The 19,232-nt window shown below is 62.7% G+C and carries 14 protein-coding genes; 7 read left to right on the plus strand and 7 right to left on the minus strand.

The annotated features are described in order from the left end of the window. Positions 1 to 3: 3 nt before the first annotated feature. Together NKH41_RS05480 and NKH41_RS05485 are read left to right on the plus strand one after the other, a co-directional pair. Positions 4 to 3,216 (plus strand): AfsR/SARP family transcriptional regulator, encoded by a 3,213-nt coding sequence (locus tag NKH41_RS05480; RefSeq protein ID WP_352767470.1) that lies wholly within the window; start codon positions 4 to 6, stop codon positions 3,214 to 3,216. A 229-nt stretch (positions 3,217 to 3,445) separates the two neighbouring features. Then, complete coding sequence (locus NKH41_RS05485; protein ID WP_352540887.1) at positions 3,446 to 4,783, plus strand: LGFP repeat-containing protein; 1,338 nt, start codon at positions 3,446 to 3,448, stop codon at positions 4,781 to 4,783. 379 nt (positions 4,784 to 5,162) lie between these two features. On the opposite strand, the gene NKH41_RS05490 is transcribed toward NKH41_RS05485, so the two are convergent. From NKH41_RS05490 to NKH41_RS05505, 4 genes are all read right to left on the minus strand, one after another. After that, positions 5,163 to 7,217, minus strand: a complete 2,055-nt coding sequence (locus NKH41_RS05490; protein ID WP_352767472.1) for a M3 family metallopeptidase — start codon at positions 7,215 to 7,217, stop codon at positions 5,163 to 5,165. An 89-nt stretch (positions 7,218 to 7,306) separates the two neighbouring features. Continuing rightward, positions 7,307 to 7,717 carry a nuclear transport factor 2 family protein gene (locus NKH41_RS05495; RefSeq protein ID WP_352470724.1) on the minus strand — a complete coding sequence of 137 codons (411 nt, stop codon included), beginning with the start codon at positions 7,715 to 7,717 and terminating at the stop codon, positions 7,307 to 7,309. 10 nt (positions 7,718 to 7,727) lie between these two features. Continuing rightward, complete coding sequence (locus NKH41_RS05500) at positions 7,728 to 8,372, minus strand: carbonic anhydrase (RefSeq protein WP_352451260.1); 645 nt, start codon at positions 8,370 to 8,372, stop codon at positions 7,728 to 7,730. A 194-nt stretch (positions 8,373 to 8,566) separates the two neighbouring features. Further along, on the minus strand, positions 8,567 to 9,103 hold the full coding sequence (locus NKH41_RS05505; RefSeq protein WP_352683701.1) for a TetR/AcrR family transcriptional regulator: 537 nt from the start codon (positions 9,101 to 9,103) through the stop codon (positions 8,567 to 8,569). A 149-nt stretch (positions 9,104 to 9,252) separates the two neighbouring features. Between NKH41_RS05505 and NKH41_RS05510 the strand changes: the two genes are divergently transcribed. Together NKH41_RS05510 and NKH41_RS05515 are read left to right on the plus strand one after the other, a co-directional pair. After that, on the plus strand, positions 9,253 to 10,530 hold the full coding sequence (locus NKH41_RS05510; protein WP_502895634.1) for an efflux RND transporter periplasmic adaptor subunit: 1,278 nt from the start codon (positions 9,253 to 9,255) through the stop codon (positions 10,528 to 10,530). Further along, positions 10,527 to 13,613 carry an efflux RND transporter permease subunit gene (locus tag NKH41_RS05515; protein ID WP_352767473.1) on the plus strand — a complete coding sequence of 1,029 codons (3,087 nt, stop codon included), beginning with the start codon at positions 10,527 to 10,529 and terminating at the stop codon, positions 13,611 to 13,613. Before NKH41_RS05510 ends, NKH41_RS05515 begins: the two co-directional genes overlap by 4 nt. 48 nt (positions 13,614 to 13,661) lie before the next feature. Here the strand turns inward: NKH41_RS05515 and NKH41_RS05520 are convergent, their stop codons facing one another. Then, positions 13,662 to 14,126: a L,D-transpeptidase gene (locus NKH41_RS05520; RefSeq protein ID WP_352767475.1), complete on the minus strand. Its 465-nt coding sequence runs from the start codon at positions 14,124 to 14,126 to the stop codon at positions 13,662 to 13,664. 601 nt (positions 14,127 to 14,727) lie between these two features. On the opposite strand from NKH41_RS05520, the gene NKH41_RS05525 reads away from it, so the two are divergent. Next, positions 14,728 to 14,895 carry a hypothetical protein gene (locus tag NKH41_RS05525; protein WP_352767476.1) on the plus strand — a complete coding sequence of 56 codons (168 nt, stop codon included), beginning with the start codon at positions 14,728 to 14,730 and terminating at the stop codon, positions 14,893 to 14,895. Positions 14,896 to 14,971: 76 nt separating this feature from the next. Here NKH41_RS05525 and NKH41_RS05530 read toward each other — a convergent pair whose 3' ends face one another. Then, on the minus strand, positions 14,972 to 15,658 hold the full coding sequence (locus NKH41_RS05530) for a response regulator transcription factor (protein WP_292663715.1): 687 nt from the start codon (positions 15,656 to 15,658) through the stop codon (positions 14,972 to 14,974). 46 nt (positions 15,659 to 15,704) lie between these two features. Between NKH41_RS05530 and NKH41_RS05535 the strand changes: the two genes are divergently transcribed. Then, a complete protein-coding gene (locus NKH41_RS05535; RefSeq protein WP_352767478.1) occupies positions 15,705 to 16,484 on the plus strand; it encodes a response regulator in 780 nt (259 codons plus the stop codon). 39 nt (positions 16,485 to 16,523) lie between these two features. Then, the gene (locus tag NKH41_RS05540; RefSeq protein ID WP_352767480.1) at positions 16,524 to 18,611 is read left to right on the plus strand and encodes a PAS domain S-box protein; all 2,088 of its coding nucleotides are present in this window, start codon (positions 16,524 to 16,526) and stop codon (positions 18,609 to 18,611) included. 88 nt (positions 18,612 to 18,699) lie between these two features. Here the strand turns inward: NKH41_RS05540 and NKH41_RS05545 are convergent, their stop codons facing one another. Next, positions 18,700 to 19,104, minus strand: coding sequence for a hypothetical protein (locus tag NKH41_RS05545; RefSeq protein ID WP_352767482.1), 405 nt, complete (start codon positions 19,102 to 19,104; stop codon positions 18,700 to 18,702). Positions 19,105 to 19,232 lie beyond the last annotated feature (128 nt).

Consider the following 19,232-nt stretch of genomic DNA (forward strand, 5'->3'; position numbering starts at 1 on the left):
ACAATGGATAAATACTTCCGGGACGCGCCGCGCGAGATAGCAAAGCTCTCGGCACCCCGGCCAGTGGGAATTGTCAGCCGTCCGCGCGTAGTGGCGCTGCTTTCGCAGGCCCTCGACAGCGGTGCATGCTGGCTGGCGGCGCCTGGTGGATACGGCAAGACGACCGCGGTGATCGACTTTCTGGAACACGGCGGGCTGGAACAAGGCGGCCTGAAGCAAGGCGAATCGGCGTACAACTGGTATCGGGTCGACACCGAGGACCAGGACGTTGCGCGCCTTTTCCACTATCTGACGCTGTCGCTCGACGGCAGGCATGCCGGCATGCCGGTCTTTGGTCCGGAATATGCCGACAATTCCGACGATTTCGCGCGGCTGTTCTTCCGCACCTATTTCTCGCGGCTTGATCCGGGCACGATCCTGGTCCTCGACGATCTGCATCGTGCCGATGCGCCAGGCTTTCGCCGGACGCTGGCGATCCTGTTGCGCGAACGCCCCAACACTGTCCGCTGCATCTGCACATCGCGGATGCTGCCTGAGGGCGACGTCGCCGACCTCGTGCTGTCGGGACAGTTGCCGGTGCTCAACCAAACGCTGCTGGAGTTTTCGCCTGGGGAGGCTCGCAACCTCGTCACCGCCCGCTCGCAATCGCCGTCCGAGGTCGGCGACATTTCGGAGGCGCGCGGCTGGGCGGTGGGCCTTCTCCTGCTGGCCAACGCCGGAATGTACTACCCGCTTTCGCAGACCGGCCTTGCCGGGGGCGCCGGCCTTCGGGAGATTGTCGGACGTTATTTCCTGCGCGACATCGCGCCGGAGGACCAGGATCTGCTTATCAGGCTCAACGTTCTGCCGGAGATCAGCACGGAGCTTGCCGATGCGTTTCTGGGCTCGCCGCAGGCTGCTCGCCTGCTGGTGCGGCTGCAGCATCGCCAGCTGCTGATCACGCGCGACGGTCCGGGCGGCGCCGCCTTCCAGCTGCATGACTTGTTGCGCGAATACCTTGCCGGCCTACTGGACCGGCGCGTGACGGAAGCGGACCGTTCCAGGCTGCGCGAGCAGGCAGCAAAGGTCCTGCACGAGGCAGACAAAACCGACGCGGCAATCGTGCTGGCGTTGCAGGCGGGCGCCTGGCCGCTGGCACGCCAGCTCATTCTGGAGTGCGCTAACGGCGTTCTCACGCAAGGGCGCAGGGCCAGCTTCGTCGAATGGTGCAACAGGCTGCCCCCCGAGCAGATGGACGGGTGGGTCCATTATTGGCTGGGCGTCGCCTTCGCATCGGACGATGCGAAGGCCGAACCGCACTTCTCCAAGGCATGGCAAGCATTCGAGAACACCGACATGCGCGGCCAATGCCTGACGGTCGCGCGAGCGGTCGTAGTCAAGACCGCCAGTTGGCGTACGCATGAGGGGCTGGCGGATTGGACGCGCCGAGCCTCACAGCTTCTTGCCAGGGGATTGCCGGAGTTGGATCCGGAGGAACTCATGATGGTCAGGCTCGGCATCCTGCGGGCCGTCGATTTCGCCGAACCTGGCGAATTCGACGCCCATGACGCGAAGCGCCTCGTGAATGATATCCAGCAGCGCCTGACACATCTGCCGATCGAGGATTCGGTCGAGTTGCGCCTGCTGGCAAGCGAAGCGCTCATCGACTACGCGACCTCGTCGGGGCAGCGCGACATTTTTGCCAATGCCGTGGACAGCGTTGCCGCCGATCTCGAACATCCGGATATCCCGCCGCTGGTGCTCGGCATGTGGCTGGTGTCCTTTGGCTCGGCCAGCGGCCGTTACTTCCCCTATTCGCGGCGCGGTTTTGTCTATGCCTCGGCCGAGGATGCGTTGCGACGCGCAACGGCGATAGGCGAGCAGCACGCCTTACGGGGCGTCGAGTTCAGCGCGCTCTATCAGCTTCAATTGCTGATGAAGCTTCACAACAGGTTCTCGGAATTCAATGCGCTCGTCTCCCGGCTGGGCGAGATCGCGGACAGCAGGTTCACAACCCAGGTCGCTGTAGTCGCCGACTGCCACGCGGCGATGCACACGCGCAACGGCGACTTCGTCAAGGCTTATCTCGACTGCGATGCCTTCATGGATGCGATCGAGCGGGCGAATGAGCCGATGATCGAACGCTGGCCGCATTACGTCACCAAATACCAGGTCCTGCTGGCCGATCGGCGTCCAGCGGAGGCCATTGCGCTACTCCAGGAGATCGTCGAAAGGCTGAGCGGCGGCCCTCGCCAGCGGGTCGAACTCAACATTCTGGCCGCTCGGGCCCTGGAGCAGAAGTGGAAAGGCGGCGCGTCCTATGGCACTCGTCTGGCTGAATTCATGGAGGTGTTGCGCCAGGTCAACCCCTCCGCAATCCTGCTCAACCTGCCGGACCTATTGGCCGATCTGGTCGCCGATGCGCTGGAGCGAAAGATCGACGTCGATCTCTGCCGCCGCGTCGTTCGGGCGCGATATCTGGTCCCGCCCGCTGGCCGACCCGTCCAGTGGCCTTGGCCGCTCAGGATCCACTTGATGGGAGGCTTCCGCCTCGAGATCGATGGTGCCGAGGTCGCGCCCGGTGCCAAACCTACCCGCGCTCTCGACATATTGCGCATTATCTGCCTGTCGAGGGATCAGGTCTGTTCGGTGGAAACCCTGCAGGATTGGCTCTGGCCCGACCTCGACGGCGACCAGGCCAAAGCGGCCTTGGAGCAGGCGCTGCATCGTCTGCGCAAATTGCTCGGGCAAGGCGAGCTCGTAACGCTGAGAGAGGGCCGTTTGCGGCTCGCTGCCGACAAGGTCTGGATCGATCTGCAGGATTGGGAAGACCGGCTGAAACCCGTTCTGTCGGGCCAAAGAGACAGCGCAATCGAGGAGCAGGAGAGACTGCTGGAAGGCTTTGTCGGCCCGCTTTTCTCGAATGGCCCGACGCCCGCCTGGTCGAACGCCGCGGCCGACCGGGTGCGGGACGGGTTGGTCGAGCTTGCCGTGCGGGTCGCCAAACACTGGCAGAGCCAAGGCAACGCAGATCGGGCACGCCAGGCGTGCCGGCGTGCGCTCGATTTCTACCCGGAATCGGCCAAACTCCATGGCACGCTCATCCAGGAGAGCCTCTCCAGAAACGACCATGCCGGCGCCATCGAGGATTACCGGCGCTATGAACGCGCGCTCGCTTCGACCGGCGATGACGAGCCCTCGCCTTTGCTGCGTTCGCTCGTGCGCCCGTTTCTCTAGACCGGTCATCGTTTCACCGAAACGCCGAACCGCTCTATCTCTTTATTTTTATTTTTGCGCAATTCCGGACGGAAAACCGTTCCACACTTTTCCTGGAATTGCTCTGGCGCAGCTCGGAACTCTGTAAGCCGTCCGTAAGTCGCGGTCTGGGAACCTCGGCTCGTCGATCAAAACCGATCGCCGGAGGCCTGAAGCCCCCGATACCAACACTCACAGGAAGGAAAAGGTCATGCCGTATACTGCCAGAGCAACTTCGAGAGTGCGTGCCGGTACCATCCGGGCTGGAGCCACAAGACTTTCCGACCAGCTCAGGATCGGGCCTTGGTCGCTCCTCTCGCCCGAAGCTGTCATACAGCAAAAGTACAACTCCCTTGGAGGCGCCGGCTTCGCCGAGATCGACAGGAAGGACACTGGAAAAGCCTGGTATCTCAAGAACGGCTCATGCATTTGTTACAACGATGCCATGCACGACGCCTTTGAGATCCATGGCGAAATCTACAGGAAGTGGATTGCGCTTGGCGGTCTCGCGTGGGGCATTCCCTGCACCGACGAAACCGGAACTCCCGACGGCGTCGGCCGATACAATCACTTCAACAACAATACCGCTTCGATCTACTGGACACCGAATACCGGTGCTCAAGCGATTTGGGGGGCAATTCGCGGCAAATGGGCAGCAATGGGCTGGGAGCGCTCGGTTCTCGGCTATCCGGTCACCGACGAAACCGGAACTCCCGACGGCGTCGGGCGCTACAACCATTTTGCCAATGCCGGCTCGATCTACTGGACACCGAACACAGGAGCCAACGTGGTGTACGGTGACATCCGCAAGAAGTGGGAGAGCCTGGGCTGGGAACAGTCATATCTGGGATATCCCACGACCGACGAGACCGAATTTGCCGATGGTGGCCGTGCCAATCTGTTTGAAAACGGCGGCATATACTGGTGGCCCGACACCGGCGCGATCGACCTTCGAGATGTCGTCGTCCACTATACCGGCCTCCATTGCTTCGGCGAGACCGACTGGGATCAGGGATCGAGTGCGGACGAACCCTATGTCATCGTCAGCGTGACAACGCCGCAGATCGCCGACACCAAGCGCAGCCAGGTCTATGGCGACGTCGATGCCGGAGATACAAGACCCGACCTTATGGAAATCTATCGAGGCAAGCCTTACGGCATCAATATCGGCACGGTGCTGATGGAAAACGATTTTGGCGACCCCAACAAATACAAGGACGAGGTGCAGAAGATCGTCATGGGCGTCCATACGGCGGGCACGCTCGCTTTGGGCCTCATTCCGGTGGCAGGACCTATCATTGCCGCGATAGCCGGCCCGGCCCTGGGATCCTTGATGCCGTCGATCGGCGGCGCCATCAGCGATCTCTTCGATTGGGGCGATGACAGGATCGGGAGCGCGACAGTAACCATCTCCGCAAAACAGATGGTGTTGCTCGCGGCACGCACGAACAATACCACCTTCAGCGGGATTGGGTTCAAGGTGGAAACGCCCCTGATTTCCGGCGATGGGGCTTCCTACAAAGCCTATTTTGGCTTTGTGCCTGCCTAGGCCAATCGCCCTGGCAAAAAAGCTTGCCGGGACAATCAACTTACCAGCCCCGCCTTCCGTTGGCGGGGCTGCCAGTTCGCGACAGAGAGTTTCCGTAGCGGTCGTCGCAAGGTGCGGTCCGGATGCGGCAGCGGCCGATCAGCATAGCGGGCAAGCTGTCGTTGCCTAACCCCGCACAGCCCGTAGCGCCGCCATGAACGCGGCTCCTTCGGCCGGAACGATGGAGACCGCATTAAGTGCGGTCACCTCAACGACGCGGCCGCAGCCAACGAGGCCGAACGGGACCGGCGGAAACCGGATCAGGCGGTGCGCAACCCGCCGCCATGACAGCCGAGATCAATCAGGATGGAAAGAGAACGGTGACAAGAGCGGGCATGCATCACACCAGCCCGCGCTTGGCCATCATCGCTTCCGGGGAAGGCATCTTGCCGCGGAAGGCGGTGTAGAGTTCTTCCGGGTCCTTTGAACCGCCGGCGGCGTAGATGTTCTTGCGCAGCCGCTCGGCCAGCGCCGGATTGAAGGGATCGCCTGTTTCCTCGAAGGCGGCGAACGCGTCGGCGTCGAGCACTTCCGACCACATGTAGGAGTAATAGCCGGCAGAATAGCCATCGCCGGCGAAGATATGGCCGAAATGCGGGGTGCGGTGACGCATGGCAATGGTGTCAGGCATGTCGAGCTTTTCGAGCGTCTCGGCTTCGAAACGAAGCGCCTGTTCCGGTGCATCCGGCCGGGCGTGGTAGGCCATGTCGACCAACGCCGAGGCGGTGAACTCGACGGTGGCGAAGCCGGCGCCGAAGGTGCGTGCCGCCAGCATCTTGTCGACCAGCGCCTTTGGCATCGGCTTGCCGGTCTTAATATGCAGCGCATGCTTTTCCAGCACCGCCGGCACCGTCAGCCAGTGTTCATAGAGCTGCGACGGCAGCTCGACGAAATCGCGGCTGACCGAGGTGCCAGCGACCGATGGCCAGGTAACGTCGGTCAGCATGCCGTGCAGCGCGTGACCGAATTCGTGGAACAGGGTCTTGGCCTCGTCGACCGACAGCAAGGCTGCCTCGCCGGCCGGCGGCTTGGCGAAATTCATGATGTTGTAGATGACCGGCTTGGAGCCAGGACCAAGCTTGTAGCCGGATTTCAGCGCGCTCATCCATGCGCCGGAGCGCTTCGAGGGTCGCGCGAAATAATCGGCGAGGAACAGGCCGCGCTCGCTGCCGTCGGCATTCTTCACCACGAAAACACGGGCGTCCGGATGCCAGGTGGCAATGCCCTTCTTTTCTTCGAAAGAAATGCCGAACAATCGTGTTGCCACGTCGAAACAGGCGTCGATGATGCGGTCTAGCTGCAGATACGGCTTCAGCTCGGCCTCGTCGAAGGCGAATTTCTCTGCGCGCAGCTTCTCCTGATAGAAGCGCCAGTCCCAGGCAGCGAATTTCTCGTTGCTGCCGGCCTCGGCCGCCAGCCGCTGCAATTCGGCCTGGTCGCTTGCGGCCTTTTCCACCGCCTTTTCCCAGACCGGATCGAGCAGCGCGTGCACCGCCTCCGGCGTCTTGGCCATGGTATCGTCGAGCTTCAATGCGGCATAGGAAGGATAGCCGAGCAGCTTCGCCTTCTCGGCGCGCAGGCGCAGCATGTCGCGCACCACTTCCGTGTTGTCGGTAGCGCCGCCATTCTGGCCTCGCATGATGAAGGCGCGGAACGCTGTCTCGCGCAGGTCGCGGCGTTCTGAGAAGGTCGAGAACGGCTCGTAGATCGAACGCGACAAAGTGACGGCGTAGTGGCCCTTCTGGCCGCGCATCTCGGCGGCTTCCGCCATCGAGCTTTTCAGGAATTCCGGCAGGCCGGCAAGATCGGCCTCGTCGAGGAACAGCGCCCAGTCGCGCTCGTCGGCAAGCACGTTCTGGCCGAAATTGGTGCCGAGCGACGACAATTCCTCGTTGATCGAGGCGAGCCGCTTCTTGCCTTCGGCGTCGAGCCTGGCGCCGGAGCGGACGAAGTTTTTCCAGGTCTTTTCCAGTACGCGCAGCGTTTCGGCATCGAGCTTCAGAGTCTCGCGGCGTTGATAGAGATCGTCGATGCGGGCAAAGAGGCGCTCGTTCATCGAGATCGCCGAGAAATGCCGCGACATCTTCGGCGAAATGTCGCGCTCCAGCGCCTGGATTGCCTCGTTGGTGTGGGCGCCAGCGCGGCACCAGAAGATCGACGAGACATGGTCGAGAGCCTCGCCGGCGAGTTCGAGCGCGGCAAGTGTATTGTCGATGGTCGGCGTCCCGGTGTTGCCGGCAATCGCCTCGATCTCGGCCTCATGCGCCTTCAGGGCCGCGTCGAAGACCGGAGAAAAATCGCCGTCGCCGATGCGCGTGAAATCGGGCAGGCCGAGCGGCCCTTGCCATGCGGTCAGCGGATGGGCGGCGAGGTCGACGGTGGACGGCATGGGCAAACTTTCGCTGAGTGGCGGGAGAAGCGGATCGTCACCGATGTAAGGCGCCGGCCGGTTGCGCGCAACAGCGGGTCCCGTTCATGGTTCCGTCAGTAGCCGTCGCAGTTTTCGGCGATCGCGGCTTGCGAACTGGCGGTGATCTGGTCGTTGGCGACTGCAAAGGTCTCCTGCATCAGCATGTCGTTGCTGGGAAAATCATAGCAGGCGATCACAGTGGTGACGCCGCCCTCCGTCTTCTCGATCCGGTGGCGGATTTCGGCCCCGGCGACGGCGCCCTGCCACTCGGCGATCGAGGCGATGAATTCCTGCTTGCTTTGCACGACGCCGAGGTCGTCGAGCTTGATGCGGACGTTGTCGGCGAGCAGGTCCGACAATTCGGTGCGGTCGGCGATCAGTAGTGCCGAATACCAGCGGTCGATGATCGCGCTATCATCGGCGCGGGCGACAGTTATCGGGCACAGCAGTGCCGCCGCCGCGAACGCGATCCGAGCTCGCACCATGCCTCGTCTCCTACTCCGTCTCCGGCCGCTCGAAATCGCCGGTTTCCTTGTTCATCACCCAAAGCTCGCCGGTCGAAATATCGAACCAGGCACCGTGCAGCGACAGTCGCCCCTTGCCTTCGAGGATCGAAACACAAGGGAAGGTACGCAGATTGGCGATGGAATACCGGATCGAGATGCGCTCCAGCGCCGTCTGGCGCTCGGTCGCGGTCATGAAGGTGCTGGACGATACGGTCTCGGCCGCGGGCGCGATCAGGCTCATCCACTTGCCGATGAAATCGCCCGGCGACAAGGGTGCGGCCGTGGTGTCGAGTGCCGCGCGGATGCCGCCGCAGCGGCCGTGGCCCATCACCACGATGTTCTTGACCTTGAGGCTCTGCACGGCAAATTCGAGCGCCGCCGATGTCGAGTGGAACTGATCGTCTGGCGCATAGGGTGGCACCAGATTGCCGACATTGCGCAGCACGAACAGCTCGCCCGGCCCGGCATCGAAGATCGCTTCGGGCGCGGCCCGCGAATCGCAGCAGGCGACGATCATCGTTTCCGGTGCCTGGCCCTCTCGCGCCAGCGAGCGATAACGGCCGCTTTCGGTGAGATAGCGGCCGCTCATGAAACTGCGGTAGCCGGTGAGAAGATGCTCGGGAAGATGGGGCATGGGCAGCGGTGGGAGCCTTTCCGGGTTGAAGGCAGCTCGGTTCAATCCCGAAAGGCTCTAGCGCATCGGCCCGAAAATCGGAACCGATTTTCGGAAAGCGGGATGGCGTGGTTTCGACGTGCCAGCCCGTGTTTTGACACGGGTGAACGAACGCCGCCATTAATCGGCCTCAGAACCGCAGATTGGCGGTTCGACTATTCCGCGATGTCCAGCAGGGTCGATATCAGCAGCCGGCGCTCTTCGGCGGAGAGAATGTCCGAATCGAACAGGTTCATGCTGCGAAGCCCTTCGATGGCGAGATAGCAGACCAGTAGCGCTTTGAGGTTCGGCGTCTCCTGCTTCAGCCGCTCGAACAGCTGCCGCCTGAACGATTTTATCGGCGTCAGGAAATCGGGATCCTCGGCAATCGCCGAAAATATCCAGGATGCCGACGGTTTCGATTCCTCGGCATGCTCGGCCGACAGCTTGATGTAAGTTGCAAGCGGGCTTTCGCCGTTGACGCCGGCCGTGCGGGCGGACTCCAGGGCCTGCTCGAAGGCGCGCAGGTAATCCTCCACCAGCGCCTGCATCAATTTCGCCTTGGTCGGGAAATTGTAGAGAAGACCGCCCTTCGACACGCCGGCACGGCTGGCGACCGCATCCAGCGACAGGCTGCCAGGACCCGTCTCGCGCGCCACGGCGGCGGCGGCGGCGAGGATCTTCTCGCGCGAATTTGCTCTGCGGGCCTTCATCAAGCGTTCCCCATTCATTAGCTTAGGCGGAATTGACAAGACCGTCCAGACGGTACAGTAAGATCGCCGTCATTTGAAATTGGGACCAGGCACAGGTATGTGTTCCGGTCATCCGACCGTTATGCTGGGCCGTGGCCGAGGGACTGTTCGTGATCAAGCGCTTCATCATCGCCTTCATTCTGCTCGTGCTGGTGTGCGGCGGCATCGTCGGCTTCAACCTGTTTCGCGACAATGCGATCAAACAGTTCTTCGCCACCATGAAGCCGCCGGCCGCGACCGTGTCGACGGTCATCGTCAAACCGATGTCATGGACGCCCGGCATCGAGGCGATCGGCACTGTCAGTGCCGTACGCGGTGTCGACCTCACCGTCGAAACCGCGGGCATCGTCAAGGACATCCTGTTCCATGCCAATCAAAAGGTCGCCGCCAACGCCGTGCTGCTGCAGCTCGACGATGAAGTCGAGCGAGCCGACCTCGTGGCGTCGAAGGCGCAAGCCACATCCGACCAGACCACGCTGATGCGCGCTCTTGAGCTGCAGAAGCGCGGGGTCGGCACCGACGCTACGCTCGACACGGCGCAGGCAGCAGCATCGGTCTCCGCCGCGCAGGTAAACAAGCTACAAGCGGTGCTCGACCAAAAGCAGTTGACGGCCCCTTTCAAGGGTACCGTCGGCATTCCGAAAATCGACCTTGGCCAGTATCTCACACCCGGCACCGCCGTGGTGACCTTGCAGGACATGGACACGATGCGTGTCGATTTCACCGTGCCGGAGCAGCAGCTTCCGCAGCTGAAGATCGGACAGACGGTGCGGTTGGGCGTCGGCGGCGGCGACATGCCGTTCACCGGCAGCATCCGCGGCATCGATCCGAAGATCGACCCGACCAGCCGGCTGGTGACCGTGAGGGCGGAGGTCGGCAATCCCGAAGGCAAGCTGACGCCCGGCCAGTTCGTCCAGGTGCGCGTCGAACTGCCCGAGGAGAACGACGTGCTGGCGCTGCCGCAGACAGCGCTGACTTCCAGCCTGTACGGCGACTTCGTCTTCGTGGTGCGGCCGGCCAAATCCGCCGAAGCCAACGGCGCGGCGCCCGAGGCAAAGCCGGAAGAAAAGCCGGCTGCAGATGCTGCCAAGCCCGCAGCCGAAGCACCCGCGGCAAAACCCGACGAAAAGCCGGCTGCTACCCCAGCCAAACCGGCAGAGGAAGCCAAGCCGGCAGCGGAAAAACAGAAGCCGCAGCTCGTGCTAGCCCAGGTGTTCGTCAAGCCAGGCCGCCGCAACGCCGGCCTGGTCGAGATTCTGGAGGGCATCGCGCCCGGCGACGAAGTCGTTACCGCCGGCCAGAACCGGCTCTCCAACGGAATGTCCGTTGCCGTCGACAACACGATCGATCCGAGCAAGCCAGGGAACCAGCAGGCAGCCCAGCAATGAGCTTTTCCGACCTCTTCATCCGCCGCCCGGTCCTTTCGACCGTGCTTGCCTGCATGATCCTGCTTCTGGGTTTTCAGGGAATCTTCAACCTTTCGATCCGGCAGTATCCAGAGGTTGAAGAAACGGCCATCACCATCACCACGGCCTATCCCGGCGCCAGTGCCGACCTGATCCAGGGGTTCATTTCCGCGCCGATCGCGCGTGCCGTCGCTTCGACCGAAAACATCGATTATGTCACGTCGTCGAGCCGGCCGTCCTCCAGCACCGTGACAGTGCAGATGAAGCTCGGCTCCGACCCCGACGTCGCGCTGAACGAAGTCTTGTCGAAGGTTCAGAGCGTTCGCGGCGATCTACCGGACGAAACCAAAGACCCGGTGATCGTCAAGGGCACCGGCCAGCAGTTCGCGATGATGTACATCTCGATGCAGAACCCGAACATGACGCCGGAACAGCTCACCGAATATATCGAGCGCGTCGTGCGGCCGCGTATCTCGACGGTCGAAGGCGTCGCCGACGTGCAGATCTTCGGCGCAGCCGAATATTCGATGCGGGTCTGGATCGACCCGATCAAACTGGCGGCGCGCGGCGTGACCGCGGCGGAAGTGCTGGCCGCCATCAACGAATCGAATTTCCTTTCCGCGCCCGGCGACACCGAAAACGAATATGTGGTTTCTTCGATCACCGTTCGCTCTACGCTGCAGACCCCGGAGGCTTTCGCCGCCCTTCCACTCCGGTCGAAGGACGGCAATGTGGTGAGATTGCGCGACGTGGCCCGCGTCGAACTCGCCGCGGCGAACACCGACACCAGGGTCAGCTTCAACGGCAAGCCCGGCATCTTTCTCGCTATCTTTCCGACGCCGGCCGCCAATCCGCTGACCACCGCGGCGGCAATCCACAAGATTGTGCCGACCATCCAGGAGACGCTGCCGCTCGGCATGACGATGGAGATCGTCTACGATTCAACCGAGCAGATCAGTGCGTCGATCGAAGAGGTGTTCAAGACCATCGGCGAGGCGGTCGCCATCGTCATCGTTGTTATCCTGCTCTTCCTCGGCTCGTTCCGCTCGGTGCTGATGCCGATCGTGACCATTCCGCTGTCGCTGATCGGTGTCTGTTTCCTGCTGTTTTCGGTGGGCTATTCGATCAATCTTTTGTCGCTGCTGGCCATGGTGCTGGCGATCGGACTTGTCGTCGACGATGCCATCGTGGTGGTGGAAAACATCCACCGCCACATGGAGGAAGACGGCTTGTCACCGATGCAGGCGGCGTTCAACGGCATGCGCGAGATCTCGTCCGCCGTCGTCGCCATGACGATAACATTGGCCGCCGTGTTCGCGCCGCTGGCCTTCACCGGCGGCCTGACAGGCGCACTATTTCGCGAATTCGCGGTGACGCTTGCCGGCTCGGTGGTGCTTTCGGGTGTCGTCGCCCTCACCATCACACCGATGATGTCGGCACGTATCCTGAGGTCCGGCTCGCACAGCCGCTTCCAGCGCATTGTCGACAATACGTTCGGGCGCGTCGAACACATCTATGAGCGGCTCGTCACCGGTTCGTTGAACTATCGCCCGGTGACGCTGATGATCGTCCTCGCGCTGGTCGCCACGACCGGTTTCATGTTCACCAAGACCGCGAGCGAACTGGCGCCGGAAGAGGACCAGGGTTTCCTGCTTTCGCTGGTGACCGCGCCGCGGTACGCGACGTCGGACTATACCGAAACCTACGTCAATCAGATACTCGGCCTGGTCAAGGATCTGCCTGAGACGCGGGCACAGTTCTCGGCGGTCGCCTTCGGTGGTGGCCAGACGAACAGCGCTTTCGTCGGCTTTGCGTTCAAGGACTGGGCTGACCGCACGCGCAACTCGAAGGAAATCCAGCAAGACATTACGGGCCGCCTGAGCAAGGTGGCGGGCGTCGAAGCTTTCGTCTTCGCGCCGCCGACGCTGCCCGGCTCCGGCGGCGGCCTGCCGATAACGATGGTCGTGCGCTCGACCGGCGACGCCTCGCAGGTGTACGAGGCGGCCGAAGACATCAAGAACAAGGCGCAGGCCTCCGGCCGCTTCATCGTCGTGCAGAATTCGATGACCTTCGACGCGCCGCAAGTGACGGTGACGATCGACCGCGACCGCGCCGCCGCGCTCAACCTGCCGATAGCCGACATCGGCCGGACGCTGACGCTCCTGGTCGGTGGCGCCGAAGTGGCGCAATTCGACCGCGAATCCAACAGCTACGACATCATCCCGCAGGTGCCGCAGAGCTTTCGCGACAACCCTGAAAAACTGGGCGAGTATTTCGTGCGCAGCGTATCGGGCGAGATGGTGCCGCTCTCGGCGGTGGTGAAGATCTCGACCAACGCGTCGCCGGCCGCCATCGAGCAGTTCAACCAGCTCAACTCGGCGACGATCTCTGCCTTGCCGCGGCCCGGCATCACCACCGGGGATGGGCTACAGGCGATCGAGGACATTGCCAAGCAAAGCCTGCCCGACACCTTCTTCATCGACTATACCGGTCAATCGCGGCAGGAGAAGGAACAGGGCTACACGATCATCATCGCCTTCGCGGCGGCGGTGCTCGTCATCTATCTGGTGCTGGCGGCGCAATTCGAAAGTTTCCGCGATCCGCTGATCATCATGATGGCGGTGCCGCTGTCGATCTTCGGCGCGATCGTGCCGCTTAATGTCGGGCTCGGCACGCTCAACATCTACACCCAGGTCGGCTTGATCACGCTGATCGGCCTGATCACCAAGCACGGCATCCTTCTGGTCGAGTTCGCCAACCAGCAGCGTGAAATGCACGGCATGCGGCGGCGCGATGCGATCATCGCGTCGGCCAGGGTGCGGCTGCGGCCGATCCTGATGACGACGGCGGCGATGGCGCTCGGCGTGGTGCCGCTGATCATCTCCAGCGGCGCGGGTGCCGCGGCACGCTATTCGATGGGCCTGGTGATCTTCACCGGCATCCTGGTCGGAACCATGTTCACGCTGTTCGTGGTGCCGATGTTCTACACCTTCATCGCCAGCAAGGACCTGCCGCATCACGCCGAAAAGCCGGATCCGAAGCTGATGCCGGTAATGCCGGATTAGGCTGCGCTAATTTCCGGCCTTTTTTGAGAGCGACGAGAGCAGCATCGCTCATTTAACGATGACGATGCTGGAGTTGGCTGGGCCGAAGACCTCGACGAGCTGGTAGAAATCGGCGGCGTTGTCCGGATGCAGACGCACGCAGCCATGCGAGGCTGGCTGGCCGAGGCGCTTGATGGCGCTTGTCGCATGTACGGCGTAGCCGCCGCTGAAGAACACCGAATGCGGCATCGGGGCGTTGTCGTATTTCTTCGAATACCAAATTTCATGCATGCGGGTCGGCTTGAACGAACCGGTCGGCGTGACGTGCGTCCTGTCGCCGGTCGAGACCTTCCAGGCGAATGTCGGCCGGCCGTCGACCAGGATTTCCATGGTCTGCTGTGACAGTGATACACGCGCGACGATCTTGTTGGCGGCGGCGTGGGCTGCGCCGTTGCCGGCACTGACAAGCAAGGCAGTACCGGTGATGACGGCGGCGGCAATGTTGATGAGCTTGGCGGAAATGGCAGTGTACATGATGTCTCCCCTATTCTGCCGGTCGGGGCCGGCTCAATTCGATGACCGGCTTATCGGGGCGTCATGTTTCAAGCCGATTTCGCTAGATGCTCGTTTGTGTTTCGATTCTGTTTCCCCTGGTTAACAGAAAAGGTCCGTACAAAGCAGCTTGCAGTTGCACAACGTCGTCATGACGGTGGCGTGTTTGCCTAGGCGGATCGGCCAAACCGCGGCACGAATACGCGATTGCCTTTCGTTTGATAGGAATTCACCTGACTCCGAAACCGAGCTGCAACAAAGCGCAGCCTCGGCGGCATGATCCGGATACAGCGAACAGGCAAAGTTGACCTAACGAAAACAGCGGGCAACGAACGATCGGAAGCCGACACTGTTTTCGCTACGGTCTGGATTGGTCTGGACAGTTTCCAGCCTGCGCGTCGACCGGCTCAAGCCCCTCTGGCGGGGGCGGCTTAGGGCCGTTGAGGATGCGCGGCGCCTCCGGCAACTTGCAGCCGAGAGGACCGAAGGCCCGCGCCGCAACGGGGGGCTCCGCTGGCGGCGCGGGCGCTTCGGGGGGTTCCCCTGAAGTGCCCGAAAATTCCAATTTTGAGGAACGAACAGGATGAAAACGAAATTCGCCGCTTCCGTGCTTTCCGCCCTGCTCTACGTCCAGGGGCTGCTCGGCATTGCCGGCCTCGCCACCGTGCTGCTGAAGGAACGTGCCCATGCCGGCGAGGTCAGCACGAACAGTGACATGCCGTTCGGCCCGTCGCTTCTCGTGGTGCGCTGAAGAGCATCGGACTCCAAAGTGGAAACCGGTTTTGGGAAAATCCGATGCTCAAGACAAAAGGGTGGCCGTCCTGCCTTCAATCGGCGAATTGCGTCGGCGGATCGAACCGGTAGCCCGCACCCCGTATGGTGGTGATGGTTTCGGTATCGAGCTTGCGGCGCAGCCGCACGATGCGCGAATCGATCGACCGATCGAAGGCTTCGGCATTTTCGGCGGGCGCGGCGGCGATGATGTCGTCCCGCGTCAGCACCTTGCGCGGGCTGGCCAGGAACAGCCTGAGCAGCGCCACCTGCCCGGGGGACAGCTGTTCTTCCGTGCCCGAGCGGTGCATGACGATGGCCGATCGGAGATCGACGGTCGCGTTCTCCAGCACGATCAGTTCCCCGGCGCTCCTGCCGCGCCGAGCCAGAAGGCCGCCGACGCGAGCGGCAAGCTCCCTGACATTGAGCGGGCTTTCGACGACGTCGGCGGCGCCGAGTTCGAGCGCCAGAACCTTGTCGACCAGATCGGCCGGGCGGCAGATCAGGATGAAATCCGGTCCACCTTCGCCGCCATGTCGCCTGAGCAGGTCGCGCCCCTCCGCCTGGCTGACGCTGTCGCCGACAACCACGACATCGATACCCTTTTCCGAAAGCAGCGATTCGGCCTCCCACGGCTGTCGCGCCGCGCGGACGTCATGACCGCGCCGCTCGAGATGATCGGCGAGATCGGTCGCAATTACTTCAGCGACGGAAACAAGCGCGATAACGGATCGTGCAGCCATGTTTTTCTACCCCGCATACGACAACCCAAGAAGAGTGCTGGACATCATGTTTATACCCAATCTACTTTCCACTGAAAACGGGAGCGAAAGCATCGTGCGGGCACGAATTGTCATCGTCGAGGACGAGCCCGACCTGAGGGATGCGGTCGCCGAGTATCTCGGCGCCAGCGGCTATGATGTGGCCACGGCCGAAAGTGCGGCAGCGGCGCGCGACCTTCTGGAAACCCAGTCCTTCCATCTGGCCATTCTCGACATCGCCATGCCGGGCGAGGACGGCCTGTCGCTCGGCCGCTGGATGCGGTCGAAAATGCCGATCGGCATCATCTATGCGACGGCCGCCGGTACCGCGCTCGACCGCATCGTCGGACTGGAGCTCGGCGCTGACGACTACATCGTCAAGCCTTACGAATTGCGCGAAGTGCTGGCCAGGGTGCGCAGCGTGCTGCGTCGCGTTCCTGAGCCGACCGAGCCACAAAAGGCCAAGGCTGAGACATCCGGCGGCCGCCGGTCCGTGAGCTTCGGACCCTTTCACGCCGATCTCGACGGCAGGCTCGTCACCGGCGCCAACGGCGCGGTCATCGACATGGCCAAGAGCGAGTTCGACGTCCTGGAGGTGTTCCTGACGCGCGCCAACCGGCTGTTGACGCGGGCAGCGATCTCCGAGGCGATCGGTTTCGTCGAGGACCCGGAATCGTCCCGCGCGGTCGACATCCGCATCATGCGGCTGAGAAAGAAGATCGAAGCGGACCCGGCCAACCCGAAATTCCTGCGCACGGTGCGCGGCGAAGGCTATATCTTCTCGCTGCCGGCCGGTGAAAATAACTGAGGCCTGGCGGCTTGAGCAACCCAAGGCCAGGAAATGACCATGACGGCTGAAACAGCACGCGCGGACATGCAGGGCGCCAGGCAGGGCGCGGCGATGGTGGCCGTGCATGTGGTTCGCCGGCTGCGCGAAGCCGGCGATTGGCAGCGCGAGATGGAAGGTATCCTCCAGACGCTTTGCGAAGCCATGGATTGTCACCGCGGCATCCTGTTTCGCCTGCGCGAACTGCCCGGCCAGGGTTTCGCCCAGTCGGTCGCCGCTTATTGGATCGCCCCCCGGTTTGGCGGCGAGCTGGCGTCACCTACCGTCATCGTGCAGTCGGTCGTCGATTCGGACCCATTGCTGGAACGGCTGGCGGAGGACGAGCGCCAAGGCAAGATATTCGCCGGGCACACACGCGATCTCGAAGGCTTTCTGCGGACCGATTTCGAAAAGCAGAACATCAAGTCGTTCCTGTCGGTGTCGGTCTTTTCGCACGGCAATTTGTGGGGCACGCTGGCGGTCAACGACTGCGTCAACGAACGCGAATGGACCGACCAGGAAGAGGCGGCGCTGCACATGGTGGCACTCGCCATCGGCGATGCCATCGAACGATCGCCCTCCGACGCGCATGCCAGCGACGTCATTCGCCGCACCATGCTGCAGGCCTCGCTCGACGCCATCATCGTCATCGACGAGACCGGCTCGATCATCGAATTCAATCCGGCCGCCGAGAAGATGTTCGGCTATCGGCGCAGCGATATCCTCGGCAAGGACCTGCTCGACACTGTCGTGCCGGAATATTACCGCAAGGGCTATGCGTCCGGCGCCGAATATATGTCGGGCCGCGGCGCGCCGATGGTCGGCCAGCGGCTCGAAACGGTCACCCAGAACGCCGCCGGCGAGGTTTTTCCGATCGAGCTGACGGCAACCGAGATGCGGGTCGCCGATCGCCAGCTGATCTTCGGCTCTATCCGCGACCTGCGCGACAGATTGCGCGCCGAGGAGGAAATCAACCGCCAGCGCGAAAAACTGCACCAGAACGAGAAAATGGCGGCGATGGGCTCGCTGCTTGCCGGCGTTTCGCACGAGCTCAACAACCCGCTGGCCGTGGTCGTCGCCCAGTCGACGCTGCTGCATGAATTTGCCGCCGATCCGCAGACCAAGGTGCGCGCCGAAAAGGTGCGTGCCGCTGCCGAGCGCTGCGGCCGTATCGTCAAGAGCTTCCTGTCGATGGTCCGCCTGCACCCGGCCGCACAGGCCGAAACCGACCTCAACCAGGTGATCCGCGCCGCACTCGAGGTGACCGCCTATGGCGCACGGTCGAGCGGCATCATCATCGACACCGATTTCGCCAGCGGCCCGTTGCTGGCCATGGCCGATGCCGACCACGTGACGCAGGTGGCGGCCAACTTCCTCATCAACAGCCAGCACGCCTTGGCCGGCGTTGCCGGCGACCGCCGGATCAAGGTCCGGACGTTTCGCAGCGACCGCGGCAATCCCGGATTCTCGGTCGAGGACAACGGACCAGGCGTGCCGGAAGCGATACGTTCACGCATATTCGAATCCTATTTCACCACCAAGCCGGTCGGTGTCGGTACCGGCATCGGCCTGTCGATCTCGAAATCGATCATCGAGCGGCACAATGGCAATATCTGGTTCGAGGAGGTTTCGCCGAGAGGTGTGCGTTTTGTCGTGCAGCTGCCGGCGATCGCGGCCGGCGCGGCCGCCGCCGGCGAAGCTCCGTCGCGGTCGAGCGGCTTGCGTCACGCGCTGATCATAGACGATGAGCCGGATGTCGCCGCGTCGCTGTCCGACATTCTGGAGTTGATGGGCATCAAGTCGCGGATCGTGCCGGCCTGGGTCTCGGCCGGCGCGACGCTGAGCGGCCATGTGCCGCCGGACATCGTGTTTTCCGATTTGCGCATGCCCGGCACCAGCGGCATAGCCGCCTATCGCGAGCTACTCGCCGAATTGCCGGGTCTGGCGCAGCGCTTCGTGCTTGTCACCGGCGATCTGATCGGCGCGAAAGGCGAGATCGAGGCGCTGCCGGCGCCGCAGCGGCCGCCAATCCTCGAAAAGCCGTTCAGCACGCTGGATGTGCGCGGCGTGCTCTCGGCCATTGCCGAGCAGGCGGCTCTGGGCGGCTAGACTCCGAGATCTCTCCCGGAAGAAAAAGGCTCCCGGCCGACATTGCGGCGGGAGCCTGACTGGAGTGCTGGAGGGCGCTCGCAAAAAATCAAAAAACGTTCGGCGTATCGGCCAGTGGTGCGGCGTTGGCGATCATGCGGACCGGCCGTGCCTTGCCCGACTGGGCGGCGATGACGCGCAGGCAGTCCAGGCTCTCGGCGCCCCAGGCCTGCCCCTTGCAGGCAAAATCGATCTCCGGAATCGGCAGGCGCGCCGTCTTGGTGGTGGTCGTCGCGCCATCGATGAGGTTGGCCGGCGGGTTCAGTGAGGCGAAGGCCGGACCGACGGTCGGCGTCAACGCCATGCCGGCAAATGCGGCAGCCGCCAGCAGCATGAACATCGCCATTGGATGATCACTGGCGCGCTGGCGCAGCGCCAGCTTCGGGCGCCGGTGGTTACGCTGGGGACCCTGCTGGCGAAGGTCGGTATCGGTGATCTGGATTTTCGTACGCATCGTCGTTTCCTTCGGTCTTCTTCTTTTCTCTGTTGAAACGAACCTAATCGCACCTTGTAACCGGCCAACGATGATGAATTAACGATTGTGTAACCGGCATGAAACCAAGCCCGCGGCCATTCCTGGCA

It is taken from the genome of Mesorhizobium sp. M1169, from assembly GCF_040318345.1.
Taxonomy (GTDB): Bacteria; Pseudomonadota; Alphaproteobacteria; order Rhizobiales; family Rhizobiaceae; genus Mesorhizobium.